This is a genomic window from Hydrogenophaga flava NBRC 102514 (assembly GCF_001571145.1).
Taxonomy (GTDB): domain Bacteria; phylum Pseudomonadota; class Gammaproteobacteria; order Burkholderiales; family Burkholderiaceae_C; genus Hydrogenophaga; species Hydrogenophaga flava.
On sequence record NZ_BCTF01000015.1, the window covers coordinates 103,737 to 127,438 of the forward strand.

At 68.8% G+C, this 23,702-nt stretch carries 23 protein-coding genes; 15 read left to right on the forward strand and 8 right to left on the reverse strand.

Annotated elements, in window-relative coordinates:
- Nucleotides 1-33: 33 nt before the first annotated feature.
- The 3 genes from HFL01S_RS14270 to HFL01S_RS14280 form a co-directional block, all read right to left on the reverse strand.
- Entirely contained in the window at nt 34-2,241 is a 2,208-nt protein-coding gene (locus HFL01S_RS14270) for a malate synthase G (RefSeq protein ID WP_066259660.1), read from the reverse strand.
- A gap of 35 nt (nt 2,242-2,276) precedes the next feature.
- Complete coding sequence (locus tag HFL01S_RS14275; protein ID WP_066259663.1) at nt 2,277-2,987, reverse strand: haloacid dehalogenase type II; 711 nt, start codon at nt 2,985-2,987, stop codon at nt 2,277-2,279.
- 76 nt (nt 2,988-3,063) lie between these two features.
- Nucleotides 3,064-3,981, reverse strand: coding sequence for a LysR family transcriptional regulator (locus HFL01S_RS14280; protein ID WP_066259665.1), 918 nt, complete (start codon nt 3,979-3,981; stop codon nt 3,064-3,066).
- 120 nt (nt 3,982-4,101) lie between these two features.
- Between HFL01S_RS14280 and HFL01S_RS14285 the strand changes: the two genes are divergently transcribed.
- From HFL01S_RS14285 to HFL01S_RS14310, 6 genes are all read left to right on the forward strand, one after another.
- The gene (locus tag HFL01S_RS14285) at nt 4,102-5,322 is read left to right on the forward strand and encodes a CaiB/BaiF CoA transferase family protein (protein WP_066259667.1); all 1,221 of its coding nucleotides are present in this window, start codon (nt 4,102-4,104) and stop codon (nt 5,320-5,322) included.
- 7 nt (nt 5,323-5,329) lie between these two features.
- Complete coding sequence (locus HFL01S_RS14290) at nt 5,330-6,259, forward strand: hydroxymethylglutaryl-CoA lyase (RefSeq protein WP_066259670.1); 930 nt, start codon at nt 5,330-5,332, stop codon at nt 6,257-6,259.
- Between the two features lie 113 nt (nt 6,260-6,372).
- Nucleotides 6,373-6,759: a DUF4189 domain-containing protein gene (locus HFL01S_RS14295; protein WP_066259672.1), complete on the forward strand. Its 387-nt coding sequence runs from the start codon at nt 6,373-6,375 to the stop codon at nt 6,757-6,759.
- Between the two features lie 83 nt (nt 6,760-6,842).
- Nucleotides 6,843-7,844, forward strand: coding sequence for a LysR family transcriptional regulator (locus HFL01S_RS14300; RefSeq protein ID WP_084383311.1), 1,002 nt, complete (start codon nt 6,843-6,845; stop codon nt 7,842-7,844).
- Between the two features lie 4 nt (nt 7,845-7,848).
- Complete coding sequence (locus tag HFL01S_RS14305) at nt 7,849-8,640, forward strand: S1 family peptidase (RefSeq protein WP_169802338.1); 792 nt, start codon at nt 7,849-7,851, stop codon at nt 8,638-8,640.
- Nucleotides 8,641-8,710: 70 nt separating this feature from the next.
- Nucleotides 8,711-9,526 (forward strand): S1 family peptidase, encoded by an 816-nt coding sequence (locus tag HFL01S_RS14310; RefSeq protein WP_084383313.1) that lies wholly within the window; start codon nt 8,711-8,713, stop codon nt 9,524-9,526.
- Here HFL01S_RS14310 and HFL01S_RS14315 read toward each other — a convergent pair.
- From HFL01S_RS14315 to HFL01S_RS14330, 4 genes are all read right to left on the reverse strand, one after another.
- Nucleotides 9,516-10,322, reverse strand: coding sequence for a carbon-nitrogen hydrolase family protein (locus HFL01S_RS14315; protein ID WP_218008633.1), 807 nt, complete (start codon nt 10,320-10,322; stop codon nt 9,516-9,518). The genes HFL01S_RS14310 and HFL01S_RS14315 overlap by 11 nt on opposite strands.
- Nucleotides 10,323-10,326: 4 nt before the next feature.
- A complete protein-coding gene (locus HFL01S_RS14320) occupies nt 10,327-11,994 on the reverse strand; it encodes a flavin monoamine oxidase family protein (protein WP_066259680.1) in 1,668 nt (555 codons plus the stop codon).
- Nucleotides 11,995-12,008: 14 nt separating this feature from the next.
- Complete coding sequence (locus tag HFL01S_RS14325; protein ID WP_066259681.1) at nt 12,009-12,653, reverse strand: LysE/ArgO family amino acid transporter; 645 nt, start codon at nt 12,651-12,653, stop codon at nt 12,009-12,011.
- Between the two features lie 77 nt (nt 12,654-12,730).
- Nucleotides 12,731-13,705 (reverse strand): helix-turn-helix domain-containing protein, encoded by a 975-nt coding sequence (locus HFL01S_RS14330; protein WP_066259682.1) that lies wholly within the window; start codon nt 13,703-13,705, stop codon nt 12,731-12,733.
- 240 nt (nt 13,706-13,945) lie between these two features.
- Here HFL01S_RS14330 and eat point away from each other — a divergent pair, with 240 nt between their 5' ends.
- From eat to HFL01S_RS14350, 4 genes are read left to right on the forward strand one after another with little or no spacing between them, the layout of a single operon-like run.
- The gene (eat, locus tag HFL01S_RS14335; RefSeq protein ID WP_066259689.1) at nt 13,946-15,340 is read left to right on the forward strand and encodes an ethanolamine permease; all 1,395 of its coding nucleotides are present in this window, start codon (nt 13,946-13,948) and stop codon (nt 15,338-15,340) included.
- 41 nt (nt 15,341-15,381) lie between these two features.
- Nucleotides 15,382-16,776 (forward strand): ethanolamine ammonia-lyase subunit EutB, encoded by a 1,395-nt coding sequence (locus tag HFL01S_RS14340; RefSeq protein ID WP_066259692.1) that lies wholly within the window; start codon nt 15,382-15,384, stop codon nt 16,774-16,776.
- The gene (gene eutC, locus HFL01S_RS14345) at nt 16,773-17,606 is read left to right on the forward strand and encodes an ethanolamine ammonia-lyase subunit EutC (protein WP_084383314.1); all 834 of its coding nucleotides are present in this window, start codon (nt 16,773-16,775) and stop codon (nt 17,604-17,606) included. Before HFL01S_RS14340 ends, eutC begins: the two co-directional genes overlap by 4 nt.
- A 43-nt stretch (nt 17,607-17,649) precedes the next feature.
- Nucleotides 17,650-18,558 carry an HTH-type transcriptional regulator ArgP gene (locus HFL01S_RS14350; RefSeq protein WP_066259694.1) on the forward strand — a complete coding sequence of 303 codons (909 nt, stop codon included), beginning with the start codon at nt 17,650-17,652 and terminating at the stop codon, nt 18,556-18,558.
- On the opposite strand, the gene HFL01S_RS14355 is transcribed toward HFL01S_RS14350, so the two are convergent.
- Complete coding sequence (locus HFL01S_RS14355; protein ID WP_066259696.1) at nt 18,559-18,930, reverse strand: PsiF family protein; 372 nt, start codon at nt 18,928-18,930, stop codon at nt 18,559-18,561.
- A 115-nt stretch (nt 18,931-19,045) separates the two neighbouring features.
- On the opposite strand from HFL01S_RS14355, the gene argS reads away from it, so the two are divergent.
- The 5 genes from argS to lptB all read left to right on the forward strand — a co-directional run bounded on the left by argS (nt 19,046) and on the right by lptB (nt 23,698).
- On the forward strand, nt 19,046-20,743 hold the full coding sequence (argS, locus tag HFL01S_RS14360; protein ID WP_066259698.1) for an arginine--tRNA ligase: 1,698 nt from the start codon (nt 19,046-19,048) through the stop codon (nt 20,741-20,743).
- A 14-nt stretch (nt 20,744-20,757) separates the two neighbouring features.
- Nucleotides 20,758-21,426 carry an SPOR domain-containing protein gene (locus tag HFL01S_RS14365; RefSeq protein WP_066259701.1) on the forward strand — a complete coding sequence of 223 codons (669 nt, stop codon included), beginning with the start codon at nt 20,758-20,760 and terminating at the stop codon, nt 21,424-21,426.
- Between the two features lie 70 nt (nt 21,427-21,496).
- Nucleotides 21,497-22,135 (forward strand): thiol:disulfide interchange protein DsbA/DsbL, encoded by a 639-nt coding sequence (locus HFL01S_RS14370; RefSeq protein WP_066259706.1) that lies wholly within the window; start codon nt 21,497-21,499, stop codon nt 22,133-22,135.
- 178 nt (nt 22,136-22,313) lie between these two features.
- Nucleotides 22,314-22,913: a lipopolysaccharide transport periplasmic protein LptA gene (gene lptA / locus HFL01S_RS14375; protein ID WP_066259707.1), complete on the forward strand. Its 600-nt coding sequence runs from the start codon at nt 22,314-22,316 to the stop codon at nt 22,911-22,913.
- Between the two features lie 35 nt (nt 22,914-22,948).
- Nucleotides 22,949-23,698 (forward strand): LPS export ABC transporter ATP-binding protein, encoded by a 750-nt coding sequence (gene lptB, locus HFL01S_RS14380; protein WP_066259782.1) that lies wholly within the window; start codon nt 22,949-22,951, stop codon nt 23,696-23,698.
- Nucleotides 23,699-23,702: the final 4 nt, after the last annotated feature.

Sequence of the window (23,702 nt, forward strand, 5' to 3'; positions counted from 1 at the left end):
CGCCGTTTTTGTCTCCTCGGCTCTACGTGATGGTCAGACCGCGGCCTTCACCTTCAGGCGCCAGGCGTGCAGCAGCGGCTCGGTGTAGCCACTCGGCTGTTCCTTGCCCTTGAACACCAGGTCCAGTGCGGCCTGGTAGGCCTTGCTGGTCTTCACGTTGCCGGCCATCGGCTGGTACAGCTTGTCGCCCGCGTTCTGCTTGTCCACCTTGGCGGCCATGCGCTCATACGTGTCGCGCACCTGCTGCTCGGTCACCACGCCGTGGTGCAGCCAGTTGGCCACGTGCTGGCTGGAGATGCGCAGCGTGGCGCGGTCTTCCATCAGGCCGATGTCGTTGATGTCCGGCACCTTGGAGCAGCCCACGCCCTGGTCGACCCAGCGCACCACGTAACCCAGGATGCCCTGGATGTTGTTGTCCAGTTCTGCCTGCTTCTCGGCCTCGGTCCAGACCGGGTTGGCGCTCACCGGCACGGTCAGCAGACCGGTCAGCAGATCGTCGCGCAGCTTGTCGGCCTTGATCTTCTCCAGTTCCTTCTGCACGTCGGACACCAGCACCTGGTGGTAGTGCAGGGCGTGCAGCGTGGCGCCGGTGGGCGAGGGCACCCAGGCGGTGTTGGCGCCGGCCTTGGGGTGGGCGATCTTCTGCTCCAGCATGGCCTTCATCAGGTCGGGCATGGCCCACATGCCCTTGCCGATCTGCGCCTTGCCGCGCAGGCCGCAGGACAGGCCGACCAGCACGTTGTTGCGTTCGTAGCTCTGGATCCAGGCGCTGGTCTTCATGTCGCCCTTGCGCACCATCGGGCCGGCCAGCATGGCGGTGTGCATCTCGTCGCCGGTGCGGTCCAGGAAGCCGGTGTTGATGAACGCGACGCGGCTGCCGGCGGCTTCAATACAGGCTTTCAGGTTGACCGAGGTGCGGCGCTCTTCGTCCATGATGCCCAGCTTCACGGTCGAGTCCGACAGGCCCAGCACCTTCTCGACGCGGCTGAACAGCTCGCAGGCAAAGGCCACTTCGCGCGGGCCGTGCATCTTGGGCTTGACGATGTAGACCGAGCCCTTGCGCGAGTTGCGGATCGCGTCCTTCTTGCTCTTCTTCAGGTCGTGGATGGCGATGGTGGTGGTGACCATCGCGTCCAGGATGCCTTCGGGAATTTCCTTGCCCTCGGCGCCCCACAGGATGGCGGGGTTGGTCATCAGGTGGCCCACGTTTCGCACGAACATGAGCGAGCGGCCGTGCAGGCGCACCTTCTTGCCGTTGCTGCCGGTGTACTCGCGGTCGGCGTTCAGGCCGCGCGTCAGGGTCTTGCCACCCTTTTCGAAGGACTCGACCAGCGTGCCCTGCAGGATGCCCAGCCAGTTGCGGTAGGCCAGCACCTTGTCCTCGGCGTCCACCGCGGCCACGGAGTCTTCCAGGTCCAGGATGGTGGACAGCGCGGCTTCGACCACCAGGTCGCTCACGCCCGCGGCGTCGGTCTTGCCGATGGCGGTGGCGCGGTTGATCTGGACCTCCAGGTGCAGGCCGTTGTGCTTGAGCAGCACGGCGGTCGGTGCCTTGGCCTCGCCCTGGAAGCCGATGAACTGGCTCTTGTCGGCCAGCTTGGAGGTGCCGCCTTCGGCCAGACCCACGACCAGTTCACCGTCCTTGTTGACCTTGTAGCCGGTGGAGCCGACGTGCGAGCCCTTCTTCAGCGGGGCGCAGCGGTCGAGCACGTAGCGCGCGTATTCGATGACCTTGGCACCGCGCTTGGGGTTGTAGCCGCCCTTCTTGCCGACCTTCTCGCAGCCCTTGTCTTCGCTGATCACGTCGGTGCCGTACAGCGCGTCGTACAGGCTGCCCCAGCGGGCGTTGGCGGCGTTCAGCGCGTAGCGGGCGTTCAGGATCGGCACCACCAGCTGCGGGCCAGCCTGGGTGGCCAGCTCGTCGTCCACGTTCTTCGTGGTGGCCTTGACCTTCTTGGGCTCGGGCACGAGGTAGCCGATGGTTTCCAGGAACTTGCGGTAGGCCACCATGTTGGTGATCGGGCCGGGGTTGGCGCTGTGCCAGGTGTCCAGCTCGGCCTGCAGGCGGTCTCGCTCGGCCAGCAGGGCGGCGTTCTTGGGCGCCAGGTCGGCCACGATGCCGTCGAAGCCCTTCCAGAAGGTCTCGACGCTCACGCCGGTGCCGGGCAGGACCTGCTCGTTGATGAACTGGTACAGGTCGGTGGAAACCTGCAGACCGTGGATGCTGGTGCGTTGCGTCATGGAAGGACTCCGTCGGTTCAAAAGGAAAAAGGAAATCAGTCGAAGAAGGCGAGGACCTCGCGCAGGTTCGTGGCCGTGCGCGTGGGCGGGGTGCCCAGTTCCTCGAAGGGCTGGTTCTGGCGGTTCACCCACAGCGTGCGGTAGCCGAACCAGGTCGCGCCCAGCGCGTCCCAGGCGTTGCTGCTGACGAACACGATCTGCTGGCGCGAGAGGCCGGTCACCTTCTCGCCCTGCGCGTATGCGTCGGGGTGGGTCTTGTACTTGCGCACGCCGTCCACGCTGATCACGTGGTCCAGCAGGCCTTCCAGCCCGGCGCTGCGCACGGCGATGCCCAGCATCTGCGGCTCGCCGTTGCTCAGAATGCCGGTGACGACGCCGCGGCTCTTCAGCGCCTGCAGCACCTCGCGGTTCTCGGGGAAAGCGCTGAGGCTGCGGTACTGGTTCATCAGCTGCGTGGCCTTGGCCTCGTAGGCGGCCCAGTCGCTGCGCGCAGCGGGCTCGATCAGCTTGATGGCGTAGGCCAGCGCGGCCTGGGTCAGTTCCCAGAACGGGCGGTAGTGGGGCTGATGGGGCGCGCCCTGGTCGCTGGTGGTCACCAGGCGGGTGTATTCGATCTGCTTGTCGCGCCAGACCGTGGCCAGCCGCGCGCCCTGGCCCGGGAACAGCTGCTGGGCAAGCAGGCCCACGCTGTACACGTCGAACAGCGTGCCGCAGGCGTCGAACAGGACCGCGCGGGGTTTTTCCATCCCGCCACTGTATTCGAGACTTGTCGCCTGATTAATTGCCTGAACTTTGACTTATCTGTGACAAAAAAGAGGGTAATCAGCTTTCCTCGGCGGCCAGGCGCACCAGGTGGTCCCGCAGCAGGCGGGCGGCCGGGCCGAGGTCGGATTCGTCCCGGCAGCAGATCGCGAAGCGGCGTTCGGCCCAGTCCTCGTCCAGCGGCACCACGGCCAGACCCAGGGTGTCGGCCCGGGGCTGGGCCACCGCCACCGGCATCACGCCCACCGCCAGCCGGGTGGCCACCACGCGCAGGGCGGCTTCGAAGTCGGTCACGATCATGCGGTAGCGCAGGGTCTGGCCCAGCTCGGCCGCGGCGCGTTGCATCAGCGCCTGCACCGCGCTGTCCACCGGCAGGCCGACGAAGGGGTGGTCTAGCGCCTGTGCCAGCCGCACCCGCGCCAGCCCGGCCAGCGCATGGCCCCGGGGCAGCACCAGCCCCAGTCGGTCGCTGCGGTAGGGCGCGTGCGCCAGGCCGCGCAGGTCGGCGCCGTGCGGGCTGCTCCAGCAGATACCCAGCGAGGCCATGCCGTCGCGGATGCCCTGCACCACCTGCGCGCCAGAGCGCGACGCGAGTTCCACCTGGATGCCGTCGTGGCCCGGCTGGGCCAGGAAGCCGGCCACGTCGCCCGGCAGCGACGCCGCCATCACCGACGCGGTGGCCAGCAGGCGCACCTGGCCGCGCACGCCGGCCGCGAAGGCCGCCATGTCGCGTTCGATGCGCTGGGCGCCCAGCAGCAGCTCGCGCGCGTGTTCGCGCAGGCTCTCGCCGGCGGGCGTGGGCTCGACCCCGTGGCGGCGCCGGGTCAGCAGCGGCGTGCCGATCTGCGCCTCCAGCTGGGCCAGGCGCTTGCTGACCGCGCTGGCCGTCAGGTGGGCTTCGGCGGCGGCGCGGACAATATTGCGGTGGTCGCAGACGGCCACGAACAGCCGCAAGTTGGTGAGGTCCAGATCGCGCATGGGTCAAGAAGTTCCATTTTGGAAAACCATGATGGCAAAAATACCGCTTTGCGCTGTTTTGGTAAAGCCTAAACTGCCATCAACCGGCGCAACACCGATGCCCCGGAACGGAGACATTGCATGAACCAGACCCCCGGGGCCGCCGCGGCCCCCACCCGCTCGCTGCCATTGGCCGGCCTGCGCGTTGTTGAATTCACCCACATGGTCATGGGCCCCACCTGCGGCATGGTGCTGGCCGACATGGGGGCCGAGACTATCAAGGTCGAACCCATCGAGGGCGACCGCACCCGCCACCTGCTGGGCTCGGGCGCGGGCTTCTTCCCACTGTTCAACCGCAACAAGAAGAGCATCGCCATCGACCTGCGCCAGGCCGAGGGCGCCGAGGTGGCGCGCCGGCTGGCCGCCAGCGCCGACGTGGTGGCCGAGAACTTCAAGCCCGGCACCATGGGCAAGTACGGGCTGGACTACGCCAGCCTGTCGCAGGTCAACCCGCGCTGCATCTACATCAGCCTCAAGGGCTTTTTACCCGGCCCCTACGACCACCGCACCGCGCTGGACGAGGTGGTGCAGATGATGGGCGGCCTGGCCTACATGACCGGGCGGCCGGGCGACCCTCTGCGCGCCGGCACCAGCGTCAACGACATCATGGGTGGCATGTTCGGCGCCATCGGAGCCCTGGGCGCGCTGATCCAGCGCGGCATCACCGGCAGGGGCCAGGAAGTGCAGAGCGCCCTCTATGAGAACAACGTGTTCCTCGTCGGCCAGCACATGCTGCAGTACGCCATCACCGGCAAACCCGCAGCGCCCATGCCCGAGCGCATCTCTGCCTGGGCGGTGTACGACGTGTTCACCGTGAAGGACGGCGAGCAGATCTTCCTGGCGGCGGTGAGCGATCCGCAGTGGGTGACCTTCTGCGACGCGCTGGGTTACGCCGACCTCAAGGCCGACCCGCAGTACCCCGACAACAACGCCCGCGTGAAGCTGCGCCCGCAGCTGCTGCCGATCCTGCGCGAGCGGCTGGCCGGCTGGCGCGCGGCCGACCTCGCAGCGCTGTTCGAGAAGGTGGGCCTGCCCTTCGCCCCCATCCGCAAGCCCGAAGAGCTGTACGACGACGAGCACCTGCTGGCCACCGGCGGCCTGGCCGACATCACACTGCCCGACGGCGAGCGCGCCGGTCAGACCGTCAAGACCACGCTGTTCCCGTTCACGCTGCATGGACAGCGGCCCGGCGTGCGGCTGGACCCGCCGACCATGGGCGCGCACACCACCGAGCTGCTGCACGGCCTGGGCTACGCGGCGTCCGACATCGAACGCCTGCGCCAGCAGGCGGCGGTCGCGTGAGGACGCCATGAAGACGCCGGATGTCCACATCAGCGAGGTCGGCCCGCGCGACGGCCTGCAGTCCGTCAAGGCCACCATGCCCACGGCGGACAAGTTCCGCTGGATCGACGCACTCGCGGCGGCCGGCCTGCGCGAGATTGAAGTGGGCTCCTTCGTGCCCGCCAAGCTGCTGCCGCAGATGGCCGACGTGGCCGAGGTGGTGCGCCATGCGCTCGCCCTGACCGCCCAGCACCCCGACCTGACCGTGATGGCCCTGGTGCCCAACCGGCGTGGCGCCGAGGCCGCGCTGGCCGCCGGCGTGCGCAAGGTCACGCTGCCGGTCTCGGCCAGCGAGGCGCATTCGCTGGCCAATGTGCGCAAGACGCGCGGGCAGATGGTGGCCGAGCTGCGCGAGGTGGCGGCGCTGCGCAATGAACGCGCGCCGGGCGTGGTGGTGGAGGTGGGCCTGTCCACCGCCTTCGGCTGCACGCTGCAGGGTCAGGTGCCGGAAGACGAGGTGATCGCGCTGGCGGTGGCCTGCGTCGACGCCGGTGTGGACGAGGTCGGTCTGTCCGACACCACCGGCATGGCCAACCCTGCGCAGGTGCGGCGCCTGTTCACCCGCCTGCGCGCCGAGCTGGGCGACAAGGCCGGCGCGGCCCACATGCACAACACGCGCGGCCTGGGCCTGGCCAACTGCCTGGCGGCGTACGACGTGGGCGTGCGCGCCTTCGACAGCTCGCTCGGCGGGCTGGGCGGCTGCCCCTACGCGCCCGGTGCCAGCGGCAACGTGGTGACGGAAGACCTGGTGTTCATGTTCGAGGCCATGGGCGTGTCCACGGGCGTGGACATCCACAAGCTCATCGCTGCGCGCGAACCGCTGACAGCGGGCCTGCCCGGGGAGCCGGTGTACGGCATGACGCCCGAGGCGGGACTGCCCAAGGGGTGGCTCCTCTGATTCGTGCGCAGAGTGGCGATCTGGATCAAGACGCGGAGCGCTGGCTGTCTTAGACTGTTTGTGATGGGCGCATCGGGTGCCCATGCGTATTCATTTTCCTGAGGAGGAAACCCATGAAGAAGTTGTGGACCTGGGGTGCGGCCCTGATTGCCGCGGTGACGCTGGCGGCCTGTGGTGGTGGCGGCGACAGCAATGGCTACGGCTCCATCGCTGTCAGTGAGTCGACCAACCGGGTGGGCATTGCATCCGAAGCCTTGACCCAGTCGATCGCCAACGACGCGGCGCGCGACGAGTGCGACGCCGGCGATTGCCAGGTGGTGTTGCAGTTCGAGGAGTGCGGTGCCATCGCCCAAGGACAGACGGCATCCGGTGCCTGGGTATGGGGTGTGGGCGCAGGCGGATCGGCCTTCGATGCGCAGACCGCAGCGAACAACTCCTGTGTGGCCAAGGGTGCCCAAAGCTGCACAGAGATTCCCAACCTGCCGGCCCAGTGCAACTGACCTCTTCGGCATAGCGGTCAGGTAAAAAATCTCTCCAGAAGTCCCGTTGATTGCCTCCTTTTGATGGGGTAATCTGCGGGTCCATGGACAAGCTCAAGCAGCTCGAAACCTTCGTCTCGGTGGCCACACGCGGCAGCCTGACGGCTGCTGCGAAGGCCGAGGGCGTGGCGCCGGCCATCATCGGCCGGCGGCTGGATGCGCTGGAATCCCGCCTCGGCGTCAAGCTCATGGTGCGCACCACGCGCCGCATCACGCTGACCCACGAGGGCAGCGCCTTCATCGAGGACTGCCAGCGCCTGCTGACCGATCTGGCCAACGCCGAGGCCAGCGTCAGTGCGGGCGGCGTCAAGGCCAGCGGCCACCTGCGCATCACGGCCCCCGCCGGGTTCGGGCGCCGCCACGTGGCGCCGCTGGTGCCGCGTTTTCGCGAGCTGCACCCTGAGGTCACGATCTCGCTCAACCTCAGCGACCGGGTGGTCGACCTCGCGGGCGAGGGCTACGACTGTGCAGTGCGGGTGGGCGACCTGCCGGACTCGTCCCTGGTGAGCGTGCGGCTGGCGGACAACCGCCGCATGTGCGTGGCCACACCCGACTACCTGCGGCGGCACGGCCGCCCCACCCACCCGGCCGACCTGGCGCGCTTCGACTGCCTGACCCTGTCGTCCGACGCGTCCCAGACCCGGGGCTGGGCGTTCCGCATGCCGCCCGGCGAAGGCGCTTCCGAAGGCGCCGAGGCCGAGATCGTGCACCTGCGCCCCGGCGGGCCGCTGGACTGCTCGGACGGGCAGGTGCTGCGCGAGTGGTGCCTGGCCGGATACGGCATCGCGTGGCGCAGCACCTGGGAGGTGGAGGCCGACATCGCGGCCGGCCGGCTCGAAACCGTGCTGGACGAATACGCCGCGCCGCCCAACGGCATCTACGCGCTGTTCCCTCAGCGCAAGCACCTGGCGCTGCGGGTGCGGCTGTGGATCGACTTCCTCAAGCACCACTATGCGCAGGCCGATTTCTGGGCCGGCGGCGGTACATTGGCGGCTGCGACGGGGTCGGCGGGCCGGCCTTTCCCCATTTCTCAACCAACAGGGTGAATCCATGAACAGGATCGGCAAGGGAGTGATGACCACGGTGGCTGCCGCCGCCGCGGCGGTGTTGTTGGCGGCTTGCGGGGGCGGCGACGACGCCTCGCTGCCCAGTGCGGAGTCCATGTGCGGCAGCATGGGCCTGCAGCCCAAGGTGCTCAACGGCGCCAACTGCGGGTCGCCGGAGCGCTCGTCGGTCATCCTGCTCAACGTGGCCACCAGCTCGGGCACGGCGGTGTGTTCCGGCACGCTGATCACCCCCACCAAGATCCTCACGGCGGCGCACTGCCTGCCGGCCGGCACCCGCCGCGTGCTGGCGGGGCTCTGGCGCGGGGACGGCTCCGTGGTCGGCGTGCCCGCCAGCCGCTGGGCGGTGCACCCGCAGTACCAGCGCAGCACCAGCGCGCTGGTCAACGACGCGGCGGTGATCGTGCTGCAGCAGGCGCTGCCCAATCCGACCATGCCGGTGCTGCTGAGCCAGCCGTCGGCGCCCGGCCAGCCGATCTACGTGGCCGGCTGGGGGGCGCCCGGCTTCGACCTGGCGGTCGGCTTCGCCTCGCTGACCACGGTCAACGAGACCAGCATTGGCTACACCTACTCGGGTGAGCTGAGCAACACCTGCAGCGGCGATTCGGGTGGTCCGGCCTACCGCACGGTGGGTGGGCAGCCAGCGCTGATCGGCATCACGTCATCGGGCACGGTGGCCGACTGCGGCAAGGGCGACGGCTCGCTGTTCACCAACGTCCAGGGCCCTTCGGTGATCAACTTCATCCGCGCCCAGGCGCCCGAAGCCGCCTATATCTGAGCGTCTGGGAAGCGCCGAAGAGCGCAGGCTTGTGACATCGATACATAATGTCACAAACAGGGAGGAATTCATGAGCCAGACAGGATGGATGGGTGCGCGGTTCGCCAGCGGCTGCGCCGCGGTGCTGATGGCGGCGGCGCTCGCGGGGTGCGGCGGTGGCGATGGCGCCGAACCGGTGAACCTGGAGCCGACGGCGCTGTGCAACAGTGCGGGTGCTCAGCCCAAGGTGGTCAACGGGGCGTCCTGCGTGTCGTTCAAGAGCACGCCGGTGGTGTACCTGCTGATCGCACGGGCCAACGGCGAGCAAGTGGCCTGTTCAGGCACCCGCGTATCACCCACCCACGTGGTCACGGCGGCGCACTGCGTGGAGGGCAACCCCAGGCAAGTCCTGGCGGCGCTCTTCAAGTCGGACACCAGCGCCAAGGGCCTCGCCGCCAAGAACTGGGTGCTGCACCCGGCCTACGACGGATCGGGCCCGCCCAGTCCCAACGACGTGGCGGTGGTGACATTCCCCGCCGGTCTTCCCAACCCCACCATGCCCATCCTCGCCAGTCAGGCGGCAGCGCCCGGACAGGCCGTGACCTTCGCCGGATGGGGTGAGCCCACGGGCTGGCTTGCGGTGGGCGCCGCCAACCTGTCCGTGGTGGACGAGCAAAGCCTGGGCTTCAAGTTCGACGGCAGCCAGAGCAACGTGTGCCCCGGTGACTCGGGTGGGCCGATGTACCGGGTGCTCCCGGGCGGGCCGGCGATGATCGGCGTGGCATCGAGCGGGCCGAAGTCGCCCTGCGGCGAGAAGGCCACGGTGAACACCTTGTTCACCAACCTTCAAACGCCATCGGTGCTGGAGTTCGTGCGGTCCCAGGCGCCGGGCGCGGTCATTCTCTGACCGCGAGCGCCTGGTAGAGCCCGGGGCGGCGGTCGGGCCTCTGGCTGTGCCGCCGGGCCGCGGCCAGCTCGCCGGGCGCGAGTGCCGCGAGCAACAGCGTCTCTTGCCGCCCGGCGGTGGCCATCGGAAGCCCGTGGGCACTGGCGACGGTGCTGGCGCCGCCGTAGTGCACAGGGCCTTCGCTGTCGCAGGCGTTGGCGTAGGCCACGAACACGCGGTTTTCGCAGGCCCGGGCCGGCACCAGCAGCTGCTGCACCTCGTTGTACCCCACCATGTTGGCCGTCGGCACCAGCACCGCGTCCACCCCTTGCAGCGCCAGCAGGCGCACCGTCTCCGGGAACTCCACGTCGTAGCAGATCAGCAGGCCCAGGCGCCAGCCGCGCCATTCGAAGACCTGTGACGCCGCGTCGCCCGGGCTGAACTGCGCGCGGTCGAGGTCGCCGAACAGGTGGGCCTTGCGGTAGTTCATGAGCCGCGTGCCGTCGGCGCCGATGGCCTGCGCCGCGTTGAACGGCTGGCCGTGCGGGTTCTGCTCCGGGTAGCCGTAGACGATGGCAATGCCGTGGCGTTGCGCGATGGCCGTCACCGCCAGGGTCAGCGGGCCGTCGGCCGATTCGGCCAACTCGGCGACGCGTTTGGCGCCGATCGCGTAGCCGGTCAGGTACATCTCGGGCGTGATGAGCAGTTCTGCACCTTGTGCGCGCGCCTTTTCGCAGACCGCGTCCAGGCGCTGCAGCGCCTCGGCGGTGCTGGCCGGGTGCGGGGTCTGCCAGAGGGCGATGTGCAGGTCGTTCACGCCGTCATTCTGGCAAGGCGACGGGTCCGAGAACGGGATACAACTCCCCGGGGCCTGGGTTTTCTGCCGGGCACTGCCCACCCAGCTGGTGCACGATGCCCCAGACCGCGTTCAGCGAGGTCTGCACCGCCCCCTCGACCCAGGCCGGCGTGAACGAGATGTCGTCGCCGGCCAGGAAGATGCCGCGCTCCGCGGCCGGCAGGGCGTCCTGCATGAAGTGGCCGTACATGCGCTGGTTGTAGCGGTAGTGGCCGGGCAGGGCGCCCTTGAAGGCGCCGAGGAAGTAGGGGTCGGCCTCCCATGAGATCGTGATCGGATCGCCGACGATGTGGCCGGCGATGTCCACCGTGGGGTAGATCTTGCGCAGCGCGTCCAGCGCGAGCTGCACGCGTCTGGCCGGCGGGTGCGGCAGCATCTTGAGCGCGTCGCTCATCCAGGCGTAGGAGAGGCACATCACGGCCGGTTTGTCCGGCCCGTTGTCGAACAAATAGGTGCCGCGCGTGAGCCGGTCGGTCAGCGTCATGCTCATGGTGTCGCGGCCGGTCGAAGGCTGAACGTCCTTCCAGAACGGGCGGTCGACCATCACGAAGGTCTTGCTCGACTGCATGTAGCGCGTGCGGTCCAGCGCCATCCACAGCTTCTGCGAGAACAGTGATTCTTCGACCGCGATCTGCGTGGTCAGCAACCAGCTCTGGCAGGTCACCAGCACGGCGGGGTATTCGCGTTCGGTGCCCCAGCTGTCGGTGACCGCGAGCTGACCGGATGTCGCGCGGCGGATGGCGGTGACGCCCGGTCGCGTGGCGCCGCCGTGCAGGCGGGCCAGCGACGTGCCGGCCGGCCAGTGGGTGATCTGTTCGGGCGCGTGCGCCCAAAGGCCCAGCGGCACCTGCTGCACGCCACCCACGATCAGGTGCTGGTCCTCGTCGCAACCCGTGAGCACCACGCGCAGGATTTCCAGCATGGTGTTGGGGAAGTCGGAGTCCCAGCCGCCGGTGCCGAAGCCCACCTGACCGAACACCTCGCGGTGGCGGAACGAGAGCTTCGAGAACGCCTCGGACTGCGCGACGAAGTCGTAGAAGGTGCGGTCGTCCCACAGCGGCACCAGTGCGTCCCACAGCGCCTTCAGGCGCGGCACGTCGCGCTGGCGCAGCGCCTGCTGCAGGTCGCCGAAGCCGAGCTCGTCCAGCGCGGCGGCCCAGGCGTCGGCCACCTCGCGGAACAGCGGCGGCAGGTCGGCCAGGGTGCGCGCGTAGTGGGTCTGGCCTTCCAGATCGACCACCGTGCTGCCGGCGGCGGGCGTCAGCGGGTTGGGGAAGGGCTTCGACTCCAGCCCCAGCAGGTTCACGTAATGGAAGAAGGCGGTGGACGATGCCGGGAAGCGCATGCCGCCCAGTTCGGCCACCACGCCCTGGCCGCCCTCGAAGGCTTGCGAGCGCAGGCGCCCGCCCATGCGCGAGGCCTCGTAGATGACGGGTTTGAGGCCGAGCTTCATCAGCTCGTAGGCCGCGGTCATGCCGGCCATGCCGGCGCCGACGATGGCGACCTCGGTGCCGTGCGCGTGGGCCGGCAGCGACGCCAGCCCTTGCGGGTGCGCCAGCCAGTCGTCGTAGGCGAAGGGGAAGTCCGGGCCGAAAATGGTCACGGGGGCATCGGTGGGGCGCAGCGTGTTCATCGTGATTCCTCCGTTCAGACCAGTCCGGCCAGCAACCAGGCGGCGGTGCCCCACATCATCAGCGCCACGGCGCCGTCCAGCACGCGCCAGATGTGCAGCGAGTTCAGCCGGCGGCCGAGCCAGAACGCCGCGGCGCCCAGCACCAGGAACCAGACCACCGAGCCGGTGGCGGCGCCCAGGCCGAAGGCCTTGCTGCCCGGGCCGTAGGCCAGCGAGGCGGTGCCGATCAGCACGGCAGTGTCCAGCCAGGCGTGCGGGTTGAGCCAGGAAAAGGCCAGCGCCGACAGGATGGCCTGGCGCTGGCTGATCGGGGCCGGCGCCTGTGGTGCCGCCGCGGCGTTGTGGGTGGCCAGCGGGGCGGCCGCCAGCGGCTTGAGGAAGCGCTGGAAAGCCTGCCAGCCGTAGACACCCAGGAACAGCACGCCGGCGCCGATCAGCGCGCCCAGCAGCTTGTCAGAGAGGCCGCCGAGCTGGGCCAGGCCGAACACACCGAGCGAGATGAGCACGATGTCGGCCAGCGCGCAGACGGCGACGGTGAGCCAGAGGTGCTGGCGCTGCAGGCCCATGCGCAGCACGTGCGCGTTCTGCGGGCCGATGGCCATGATGAGCGACATGCTGAGCACCATGCCGGCGGTGAAGGTGGGGAATGCGAGGGTCATGGGGCAGGAGTCTGCCGCCGTCGCTGGTTTTGTTAAACCATTTCAACTCGAAATCGAGTTGGTTAAAAATGGCTTGATTAGGCCTCGAGTCGGGTCGTCGAAGGGGATTCCCCGAACAGCGCCTTGTAGTCGTGGCTGAAATGGCCCATGTGCCAGAAGCCCCAGCGCGCGGCCACGTCGCCGATGGTCTGCCCGGTGTCCGCCATGCGCAGTTCGCGCCGCACGGCGTTCAGCCGCACCAGCCGCAGGTAGCTGGCGGGGCTGATGCCCAGGCTGTCCTGGAAGCAGTTCTGCAGCGTGCGGCGGGTGATGTGCAGCGCCTCGCACAGCCGCTCCACGCCCAGGTAGTCCTGCGGCTGCTCGGTCACCAGCTCGCGCACGCGGCGCACCACGTCCTGGCGGCGCTGCTGGCGCGGGGTGACGGCGTCGGCCTGGCCATCCGGCATGAGCGTGTCGCCCAGCACCGCGAACAGGGCCTCGCGCAGGCTGCGACGGCTGGCCTCGTGGTGGAGCACGCCGGGGTCGGCTTCCAGGCCGCGCAGCACCTCGCGCATCAGCCCGACCAGGCGGAAGCGCTGGGTGGGTGTGAGGGTCTGCACCCGCACGCCCGGCCCGCGCACCGGGGCCGCGTCGGCCTGGTCGCGTGTGCGCACATGGGCCTGCAGCTCGGCCGGGTCGAACACCAGGCCGTAGAGGCCGTGGCCGGCTGGCACCTGCAGGTCGAAGGCCTCGCTGCCATCGGAAATCATCAGTTCGTGCCCGCCCACCGGCCGCCCCATGAAGCGCAGGCCCTCGGGGCGCTCGGGCACCGACAGGCCCAGCCAGACGCCGCCGCGCCAGGGCCGGCAGTGCTGGCTGGTGGCGCAGTTGGCCACCTCCTCGAAAGCCTGCAGCGGACCGTCGAACAGCTCGCGCACCTGGCCCTGGAAGATGCCGGGCGAGGTCTGCACGTAGTCCTGGTCCCAGGCGTCGAGGTTGCGGGCGTGCACGTCCACCTCGCGCGTTCGTTTGACGCGGAAGGCGGTCGGCGGGGTGGGGCTGGCGACGGGCATGGGGGGCTCCTTCGGCGCACGCGGCGCCGGGGTGCAGCGGGAGTATCAAGTTCCGTGCCACGCCCGGCCTGCTGGAAAACCCGGGGGTGAGGCCGTCCGAACTATCCCGTTTCGGAAAAAGTGCGCCACGGCGGGGCGTGTTTCCGATCCGGGATAGGGCGCAGCGGGCCGACGAACCACACTGCGCGCCAGGCCGCCCGAGCCGTTCGGGCTTTTCATCCACACACAAGAGAACGTCCCATGTCCACCGCATCCACTCAGGTCGCCCGGGAGCTCAAGCCCGTGCTGGGCACCTTTTCCCTCTGGGGCATCGCCGTCGGTCTGGTCATTTCCGGTGAGTACTTCGGCTGGAGCTACGGCTGGGCCAGCGCCGGCACGCTGGGCTTCCTGCTGGCCACGCTGTTCGTGGCGCTGATGTACACCACCTTCATCTTCAGCTTCACCGAGCTGTCCACCTCCATCCCGCACGCCGGCGGCCCCTTCGCCTATGCACGCCGGGCCTTCGGCCCCACGGGAGGCTTCATCGCCGGCTTCGCCACCCTGGTGGAGTTCGTGTTCGCGCCGCCGGCGATCTCGCTGGCCATCGGCGCGTATCTGAACGTGCAGTACCCATCGCTGGACCCGAAGTGGGCGGCGGTGGGTGCCTACGTGATCTTCATCGGTCTCAACGCGGTGGGCGTGGGCATCGCGGCGGCGTTCGAGCTGTTCGTCACCATCCTGGCGGTGATCGAGCTGCTGGTGTTTGCCGGCGTGGTCGCTCCGGGCTGGTCGCTGGCCAACTTCACTGCCAACGGCTGGGCCGGTTCGCCCGACTTCAGCATGGGCACCTGGGCCGGCATCTTCGCCTCCATCCCGTTCGCCATCTGGTTCTTCCTGGCCATCGAGGGCGCGGCCATGGCCGCCGAAGAGGCCAAGGACCCCAAGCGCACCATCCCCATCGCCTACATCACCGGCATCCTGACGCTGGTGGCGCTGGCCTTCCTGGTCATGGTCATGGCCGGTGGCGTGGGCGACTGGTCCAAGCTGTCCAACATCAACGATCCGCTGCCCCAGGCCATGAAGATGGTGGTGGGCGAGTCCAGCGGCTGGCTGCACATGCTGGTGTGGATCGGCCTGTTCGGTCTGGTCGCCTCGTTCCATGGCATCGTGCTGGGCTATTCGCGCCAGATGTTCGCGCTGGCCCGCGCCGGCTACCTGCCGGCCATGTTCGCCAAGGTGCACCCGCGCTTCCGCACGCCGGTCAATGCGCTCATCGGTGGCGGCATCGTGGGCATCGCGGCCGTGTTCAGCGACCAGTGGGTCACCATTGGCGGCCTGCCGCTGACGGCCAACATCGTCACCATGGCGGTGCTGGGCGCGCTGGTGATGTACATCATGTCGATGGCCTCACTGTTCAAGCTGCGTGCGACCGAGCCGAAGCTGGACCGCCCCTTCCGTGCGCCGCTGTACCCGCTGTTCCCGGCGATCGCCATCGTCTGCGGCCTGGTCTGCCTGGCTGCGGTGGTGTACTTCAACCAGTTGCTGTCGCTGGTCTTCCTGGGCTTCATGGCGGTCTGCTACCTCTACTTCCGTCTGACCTCGGCGCAGCGCGACGCGGCGCCGCACGACGCGATGCTGGCCACTGCGGCAGAATGAAATCCACCGGGTGATCCGATCCCCACCGAGGAGCCGCTGACGTGAATCTGAGCGCGACGCTGGGACACCAGACACACCGCTTCGGCAGCCTGCGCGAGGTGATGGCCAAGGCCACACCCCTGCGCTCGGGCGACGCCCTGGCGGGCCTGGCCGCCACCACCGAACAGGAGCGGGTGGCCGCGCGCTGGGTGCTGGCCGAGGTGCCGCTGCAGCGCTTCCTGGACGAGGCGCTGGTTCCCTACGAAAGCGACGAGGTCACGCGCCTGATCATCGACGGCCATGACCGCGCGGCCTTTGCGCCGGTCAGCGGCCTGACGGTGGGCGGCTTCCGCGACTGGCTGCTGAGCGATGCGGCCACGCCCGCGGTGCTGGAGCGGCTCTCGCCCGGGCTCACGCCCGAGATGGTGGCGGCCGTCAGCAAGCTCATGCGCAACCAGGACCTGATGCTGGTGGCCAAGAAGTGCGAGGTGGTCACGCGCTTTCGCAACACGGTGGGGCAACGCGGCCACCTGAGCGTGCGGCTGCAGCCCAACCACCCCACCGACGACCCGGCCGGCATCGTCGCCAGCCTGATCGACGGCCTGCTGCACGGCGCGGGTGATGCGGTGATCGGCGTCAACCCGGTGTCCGACAGCGTGCCCGACCTGGTGCGCCTGAACCACGTGCTGGCCGAGGTGATCGAGCGCGGCGCCGTGCCCACGCAGAGCTGCGTGCTCACCCACGTCACCAACACGATGCAGGCCATGCAGCTCGGCGCGCCGGTGGACCTGGTGTTCCAGTCCATCGCCGGCACCGAGGCGGCCAACCGCTCCTTCGGCATCACGCTGTCGCTGCTGGACGAGGCGCACGCCGCCGCGCTCGAACTGAAGCGCGGCACAGTGGGCGACAACGTGATGTATTTCGAGACCGGGCAGGGCAGTGCGCTGTCGGCCAACGCCCACCACGGCGTGGACCAGCAGACCTGCGAGGCGCGCGCCTATGCCGTGGCGCGGCGCTACCGGCCCATGCTGGTCAACACCGTGGTCGGCTTCATCGGCCCCGAGTACTTGTACGACGGCAAACAGATCATCCGCGCCGGCCTGGAAGACCACTTCTGCGGCAAGCTGCTGGGCCTGCCCATGGGCTGCGACATCTGCTACACCAACCACGCCGAAGCCGACCAGGACGACATGGACAACCTCATGGTGCTGCTGGCCAGCGCGGGGCTGAACTTCATGATCGGAGTGCCCGGCGCCGACGACGTGATGCTGAACTACCAGAGCACCTCGTTCCACGACGCGCTGGTGCTGCGCGACCTGCTGGGCCTCAAGCGCGCGCCGGAGTTCGAGGCCTGGCTGCAGCGCGTGGGTGTGACCGGTGCCGATGGCCGCCTGCTGCCCGCCACGGCGCAGCTGCCACTGTCGCAGCGCCTGTGGACCCTGCCGGAGCCCGCATGACGAAGGACCTTTCGCCCTTGCCGGACGAACCACGCCACGACATCGGCATTGAAAGCAGCGCCGACCCCTGGGCCCACCTGCGGCGCTTCACCCCCGCGCGCATCGCGCTCGGCCGCGCCGGCGCCAGCCTGCCCACGCGCGAGGTGCTGGGCTTCACCCTGGCGCACGCACAGGCGCGCGATGCCATCCACCTGCCGCTGGACGCGGACCTGCTGGCCGGGCAGCTGCAGGCCGACGGCTGGCCCGCGCCGCTGCGCCTGCACAGCCGGGCCCACGACCGCCACGAGTACCTGCTGCGCCCCGACCTGGGGCGCCGGCTGGACGAGGCCAGCGTGTCGGGCCTGCAGTCCTGGCGCGCCGACAACCCTGCGCCCGATCTGGCCCTGGTGGTGGGCGACGGCCTGTCGGCCCTGGGCATCCAGCGTCACACCGTGGCCCTGTTCGGTGCCATCCGAGAGGCCCTGGGCGGGGCCTTTGTCCAGAGCCCGCCCGTGCTGGTTCGCCAGGCCCGTGTGGCCGTGGCCGACGAGGTGGGCGAACTGCTGGGCGCCCGCATGGTGGCCATGGTGGTGGGCGAGCGCCCCGGCCTGAGCTCGCCCGACAGCGTGGGCATCTACCTGACGCACGCCCCCCGGGTGGGGCGCCACGACGCCGAGCGCAACTGCATCTCCAACGTGCGTCCCGCCGGGCAGGACCCGGTCACGGCCGCGCGCCGCCTGGCCTGGCTGGTGCACGAAGGCCTGCGCCTGGGCGTCACCGGCGTCGGCCTCAAGGACCACAGCGGCCTGCCCATGGTGGCCGGCCCCTCCGCGCAAGGCTTGTCTGGTTAAACTCGGCTGAACCGTTTTCGGTTCACTCAAGTTTCAATCGGACATGCTGGACGCCCGCCAACTCGAAGCCCTGGCCGCCGTGGTCGAACACCGCGGCTTCGGCCCGGCCGCCCAGGCGCTGAACCTCACGCTGGCGGCGGTGTCGCTGCGCATCAAGTCGCTGGAAGAACACCTGGGTCAGCGCCTGCTGGTGCGCGGCAAGGCGGTGCGCGCCACGTCCGCTGGCCAGGCCTTGCTGGCGCATGTGAAGCAGCTGCAGATGATGGAGGCCGACCTGCTGGCCGGGCTGCAGGGCGGCGCCGAATCGCGGGCCGGCGCGGCCTGGCAGAGCCTGAGCGTGGCGACCAACGCCGACTCGGTGGCCAGCTGGTTTCTGCCTGGCGTGGCGCCGGTGCTGCAGCGGCACCGGCTGCTGCTGGACGTGATGATCGACGACCAGGACCACACCCACGACCTGCTGCGCAGCGGCGACGTGATCGGCTGCGTCACCACCCTGGCCGAACCCATGCGCGGCTGTGTGGCCGAGCCGCTGGGCGTGATGCGCTACCGCTGCGTGGCCGCGCCCGAAGTGGTGCAGCGCTGCCGCACACCGCGCGGGGCCGTGTCGCCGCACCAGCTGCTGGCCCAGCCGGCCGTGATTTTCAACCGCAAGGACGCGCTGCAGGACGCCTTCCTGCTGCAGCACTTCGGCCTGAAGCAGCCCAGCTACCCGCGCCACTACGCGCCGGCGGTGGACGCCTTCGAGCGGGCGATCGAACTGGGACTGGGCTGGGGCATGGTGCCCGAGCAGAACCTGCCCGGGCGGCCGGGCCTGCAGGAGGTGCTGCCCGGCGCCACGGTGGACGTGACGCTGTACTGGCAGCACTGGGCGCGCGAGCCGCTGTCGGCGCAGCGGCTCACGCAGGCGGTCAAGGCGGCGGCGCACGCCGCCTTGCCGCCCGTGGCGGGCTGATCAGCCCTTCAGACAGGTGCTCATGAAAGCCTTGCGCTCATCGCCCTTGAGCACCTTCTTGCCGGCCTCCTCGTTGCAGGTCTTCATCTTGTTCTGCTGGCTGTTGCCGGCCTCTTCCTCGCCGCTCAGGCACTTGCTCATGAAGGCCTTGCGCTCGTCGCCCTTGAGCGTCTTGGCTTTCGGGTCGGCGTTGCAGGTCTTCATGCGGTTCTGCTGGGCGGTCGGCTTCTTGTCGGCCGCAGGGGCTGCTGCTGGCGCCGCGGCGGGAGCGGGTGCCGCGGCGGCGGCAGGTGCGGCCGCAGGAGCCGCCGTCTGGGCGAGGGCCAGGGAGAGGGTTCCGGTCAGGGCGATCAGGGTCAGCAGTTGTTTCATGTGGTGCCTTGTGGGGTGAAGTGCCCGAAACGGGCCCGGAAACGATACCCGCGTTTGTCTTAAGGCTGTCTGACAGCCGGGGGCAGGGCTTTCCCGAACCTAAAATCCCGTCCCTATGCTCAAGATCAAACAGGAACTGCTGGCCGGCCTCGCGCAGGCGCTGGACCAGCTCTCACCCGGTGCCGGCGACAAGGCCGCCTTCGAATCGCCCAAGGTCGCGGCCCATGGCGACTACGCCGTCACGGCCGCCATGCAGCTGGCCAAACCGCTGAAAGCCAACCCGCGCCAGCTGGGTGAGCAGCTCAAGGCCGCGCTGATGGCGCTGCCGGTCTACCAGCAATGGGTGGCCGACATCGAGATCGCCGGGCCCGGCTTCCTGAACCTGCGGCTCAAGCCCGCGGCCAAGCAGGCCATCGTGACCGAGGTGCTGCAGGCTGGCGAAGCCTTCGGCGTCCAGCCCTCCAATGGCCAGCGCCTGATGGTTGAGTTTGTCTCGGCCAACCCCACCGGCCCGCTGCACGTGGGCCACGGCCGCCAGGCCGCGCTGGGCGACGCCATCTGCAACCTCTACAGCACCCAGGGCTGGAGCGTGCACCGCGAGTTCTATTACAACGACGCGGGTGTGCAGATCGGCACGCTGGCCACCAGCACGCAGCTGCGCGCCAAGGGCTTCAAGCCGGGCGACGACTGCTGGCCCACCGACAGTGACAACCCGCTGGCCAAGAACTTCTACAACGGCGACTACATCGCCGACATCGCCGAGGCCTTCAAAGCCCGTGCCACCGTGAAGGCCGACGACCGCGCGTTCACCGCGAACGGCGATGTCGAGGACTACGACAACATCCGGCAGTTCGCTGTCGCCTACCTGCGCAACGAGCAGGACCTGGATTTGCAGGCCTTCGCGGTCAAGTTCGACCACTACTACCTGGAATCCAGCCTCTACACCGACGGCCGCGTGGACGCAACGGTGAACCGGCTGGTCGCAAACGGCAAGACCTACGAGCAGGACGGCGCGCTGTGGCTGAAGTCGACCGACTACGGCGACGACAAGGACCGCGTCATGCGCAAGGGCGACGGCACCTACACCTACTTCGTGCCCGACGTGGCCTACCACATCGCCAAGTGGGAGCGCGGCTTCACCAAGGTCATCAACATCCAGGGCACCGACCACCACGGGACGATTGCGCGCGTGCGCGCCGGCCTGCAGGCCGCCGATGTGGGCATTCCCCAGGGCTACCCCGACTACGTGCTGCACACCATGGTGCGCGTGGTGCGCAACGGCGAAGAGGTCAAGATCAGCAAGCGCGCCGGCAGCTACGTGACGCTGCGCGACCTGATCGAGTGGACCAGCAAGGACGCGGTGCGCTTCTTCCTGCTCAGCCGCAAGCCCGACACCGAGTACACCTTCGATGTCGACCTGGCGGTGCAGAAGAACAACGACAACCCGGTCTACTACGTGCAGTACGCCCACGCGCGCATCTGCTCGGTGCTGGCGGCCTGGGGCGGTGACGTGGCCTCGCTGGCCGGTGCCGACCTGTCGGCGCTGGACACGCCGGCCGCGCAGGCGCTGATGCTGCTGCTGGCCAAGTACCCGGCCATGCTCACCGCGGCGGCCGAAGGCTTTGCCCCGCACGACGTCACCTTCTACCTGCGCGAACTCGCCGCCGCGTACCACAGCTACTACGACGCCGAGCGCATCCTGGTGGACGACGAAGCCGTAAAAAAAGCGCGCCTGGCCCTGGTCCGTGCCACCGCGCAGGTGTTGCACAATGGTCTGGCCGTGCTGGGCGTGAGCGCCCCGCAGAAGATGTGAACCCCCCACCTCCCATGAACATTTCATTTCCGCAGGCCCGCGCGCAGCGTGGCGGCACCCTGGTCGGCTTTGTGGTCGGCCTGCTCGTCGGTCTGGGCCTGGCGCTCTCGGTGGCTGTGTATGTGACGCGCGTGCCCGTGCCGTTTGTGGACCGGGGTGTCACCCGCAAGCCGGCCGACGATGCGGCCGAGGCCGAACGCAACAAGGGCTGGAACCCCAACGCCGGGCTGGTGAACAAGGCGCCGCCGCTGCCAACCCCGGCAGAGACGCCGCCGCCGGTGGCCGGCGACACCGCGCCGAAAGAGTCTCCCGCGGCCGAGCCCGACAAGGCACCGGCAGCCAAAGCCGCAGACGCCGCCACCAAGCCGGACACCGACCCGCTGGGCGACCTGATGAAGGCCAAGGCCGGGGCGCCGGCTGAGCCCGCAGCCGCACAGGGGGCCGATCCGTTCTCCTACTTCGTGCAGGCAGGCGCGTTCAAGTCCCCCGAAGAAGCGCAGGCTCAGAAGGCCCGGCTCGCCATGCTGGGCATGGACGCCACCATCACCGAACGCGAGCAGTCGGGCCGCACCGTGTTCCGTGTCCGCATGGGACCGTTTGGCCAGAAGGCCGTGGCGGAGGCCACGCGCGAGCAGCTGGAGGTGAACGGGGTGGAAGCGGCGCTGGTGCGGGTGCAGCGCTGATTGCTTGGCACCGAGGAACTTTTCGCAGTCCCGGGAGCCTGATTCAGGTCATTTCAAGGAGTCCGATTCCATGCATCGTCGAGATTTTTCGCGCAGCCTCCTGGTGGCTGGTGCCGCCACCGCCAGCGGGCTGGCCCTGTCACCGGCCATGGCCCAGCGCGTGGCCTTCAAGGAAGGCACCGATTTCCAGCGGCTGGCCAAGCCGGCGCCGACCGAGAGCCCGACGGGCCAGGTCGAGGTGGTCGAGTTCTTTGCGTACAGCTGCATCCACTGCTACAACTTCGAGCCGGTCTTCCACGAGTGGATCAAGCGCAAGCCGGCCCATGTGACGGTGCGCCGCATGCCGGTGGCCTTCAACCAGAACTTCGTGCCGATGCAGCGCCTGTACTTCACGCTGGAGGCCATGAACCTGGTGGACACGATGCACGTCAAGGTGTTCAAGGCCATCCACGAGGAGCGCCTGCCTCTGACGACGGCGCCTGCCATCACCGCCTGGATCGAAAAGCAGGGCGTCAACCGCGAGCAGTTTCTGGGCATCTTCAACGGCCAGGCCGCCAAGCTGGCCGAGAAGGCCGTCGGTCTGCAGGACGCTTACCAGGTGGAAGGCACGCCCGCCCTGGGCATCGCCGGCAAGTTCTATGTGGGCGGACAAGGGCCGCGTACCCTGCTGGTGGCCGACTCGCTGATCGCCGAGGCCCGCAAAGGCTGACCTTTTTCTGTCCCTGCTCCCCGTTGAAGCCCGCCCCGTGCGGGCTTCAACGTTTCAAGGCGGGAACAATGTGCCGGGGCGGCGGCGAAACGCTTTGGGCGCCGCTACAATGAATGCAAGATCTGTGCCCTCAAACGCCATGCACCTACACGCACCAACCCCCCGTTCCATCGCCCGGATGTTGGCCGTCATTGGCCTGATGCTGCCCCTGCTGGCGCAGGCCGAAAAGGCCGACAAGGACAAGCCCATGAACGTGGAGGCTGATGCGCTGCGCTACGAAGAGGCGCGCCAGACCAGCGTGTTCACGGGCAACGTGTTGATCACCAAGGGCACCATCCTGATGCGCGGCGCCAAGCTGGACGTGCGCCAGGACCCGCAAGGCAACCAGTACGGTCTGTTGCTGGGCACGCCCGAGAAGGCCGGCTTCTTCCGCCAGAAGCGGGAAGGTCTGGAAGAGTGGATCGAGGGCGAGGGCGATCGCATCGAATACGACAGCAAGGCGCAGACGGTGCTGTTCACCGGTCGTGCAGTGCTGCGCCGCTACCGCGGTACCCTGCTCAACGACGTGAGCGAAGGCACCGAGATCCTCTACAACAGCCTGACCGAGGTGTTTACGGTCAAGGGCGGCGACACCAGCAAAACCGCCGCCAACCCCGCCGGCCGCGTGCGCGCCATGCTCACGCCGATCCCGGAAGAGGAGAAGAACGGCCCCGCCGCTCCGGCGACCGATCCGGCGAAGCTGCGCCCCAGCGGCAAGATCACCGAGCCCAAGAAGTGACGGAGACCGTCGCCAGCGCCAGCCCTTCGGGCGACATGGCGTCGCACAGCCGTCTGGAGGTTCGGGGACTCAAGAAGTCCTACGGCAGCCGCAAGGTGGTCAAGGACGTGTCCCTGTCGGTGGACAAGGGCGAGGTGGTGGGGCTGCTGGGCCCCAACGGCGCCGGCAAGACCACGTCGTTCTACATGATCGTCGGCCTGCTGCGGGCCGACGGTGGCGAGATCCTGCTGGACGACCACCGCATCGAGTCCCTGCCCATCCACCGGCGCGCCCGGCTGGGTCTGGGTTACCTGCCGCAAGAGGCCTCGATCTTCCGCAAACTCACGGTGGCGCAGAACGTGCGCGCCGTGCTGGAGTTGCAGCAGAACGCCAACGGCCAGCCGCTGTCCGCGCGCGAGATCGATACACGTCTGGACGAGTTGCTCAAGGAGCTGCGCGTCGACCACCTGCGCGATTCGCCCGCGCCGGCCCTCTCGGGCGGTGAACGCCGACGTGTCGAGATCGCCCGTGCCCTGGCCACACGCCCCCGGTTCATCCTGCTGGACGAACCCTTCGCCGGCATCGACCCCATCGCGGTGCTGGAAATCCAGCACATCATCAGCTTCCTCAAGTCGCGCGGCATTGGTGTGCTGATCACCGACCACAACGTGCGCGAAACTCTGGGCATCTGCGACCACGCCTACATCATCAGCGACGGTCATGTGCTGGCCAGCGGTACCACCGCCGAGATCATCGAAAACGCCGAGGTGCGCCGCGTCTACCTGGGCGAGAACTTCCGCATGTGACGGG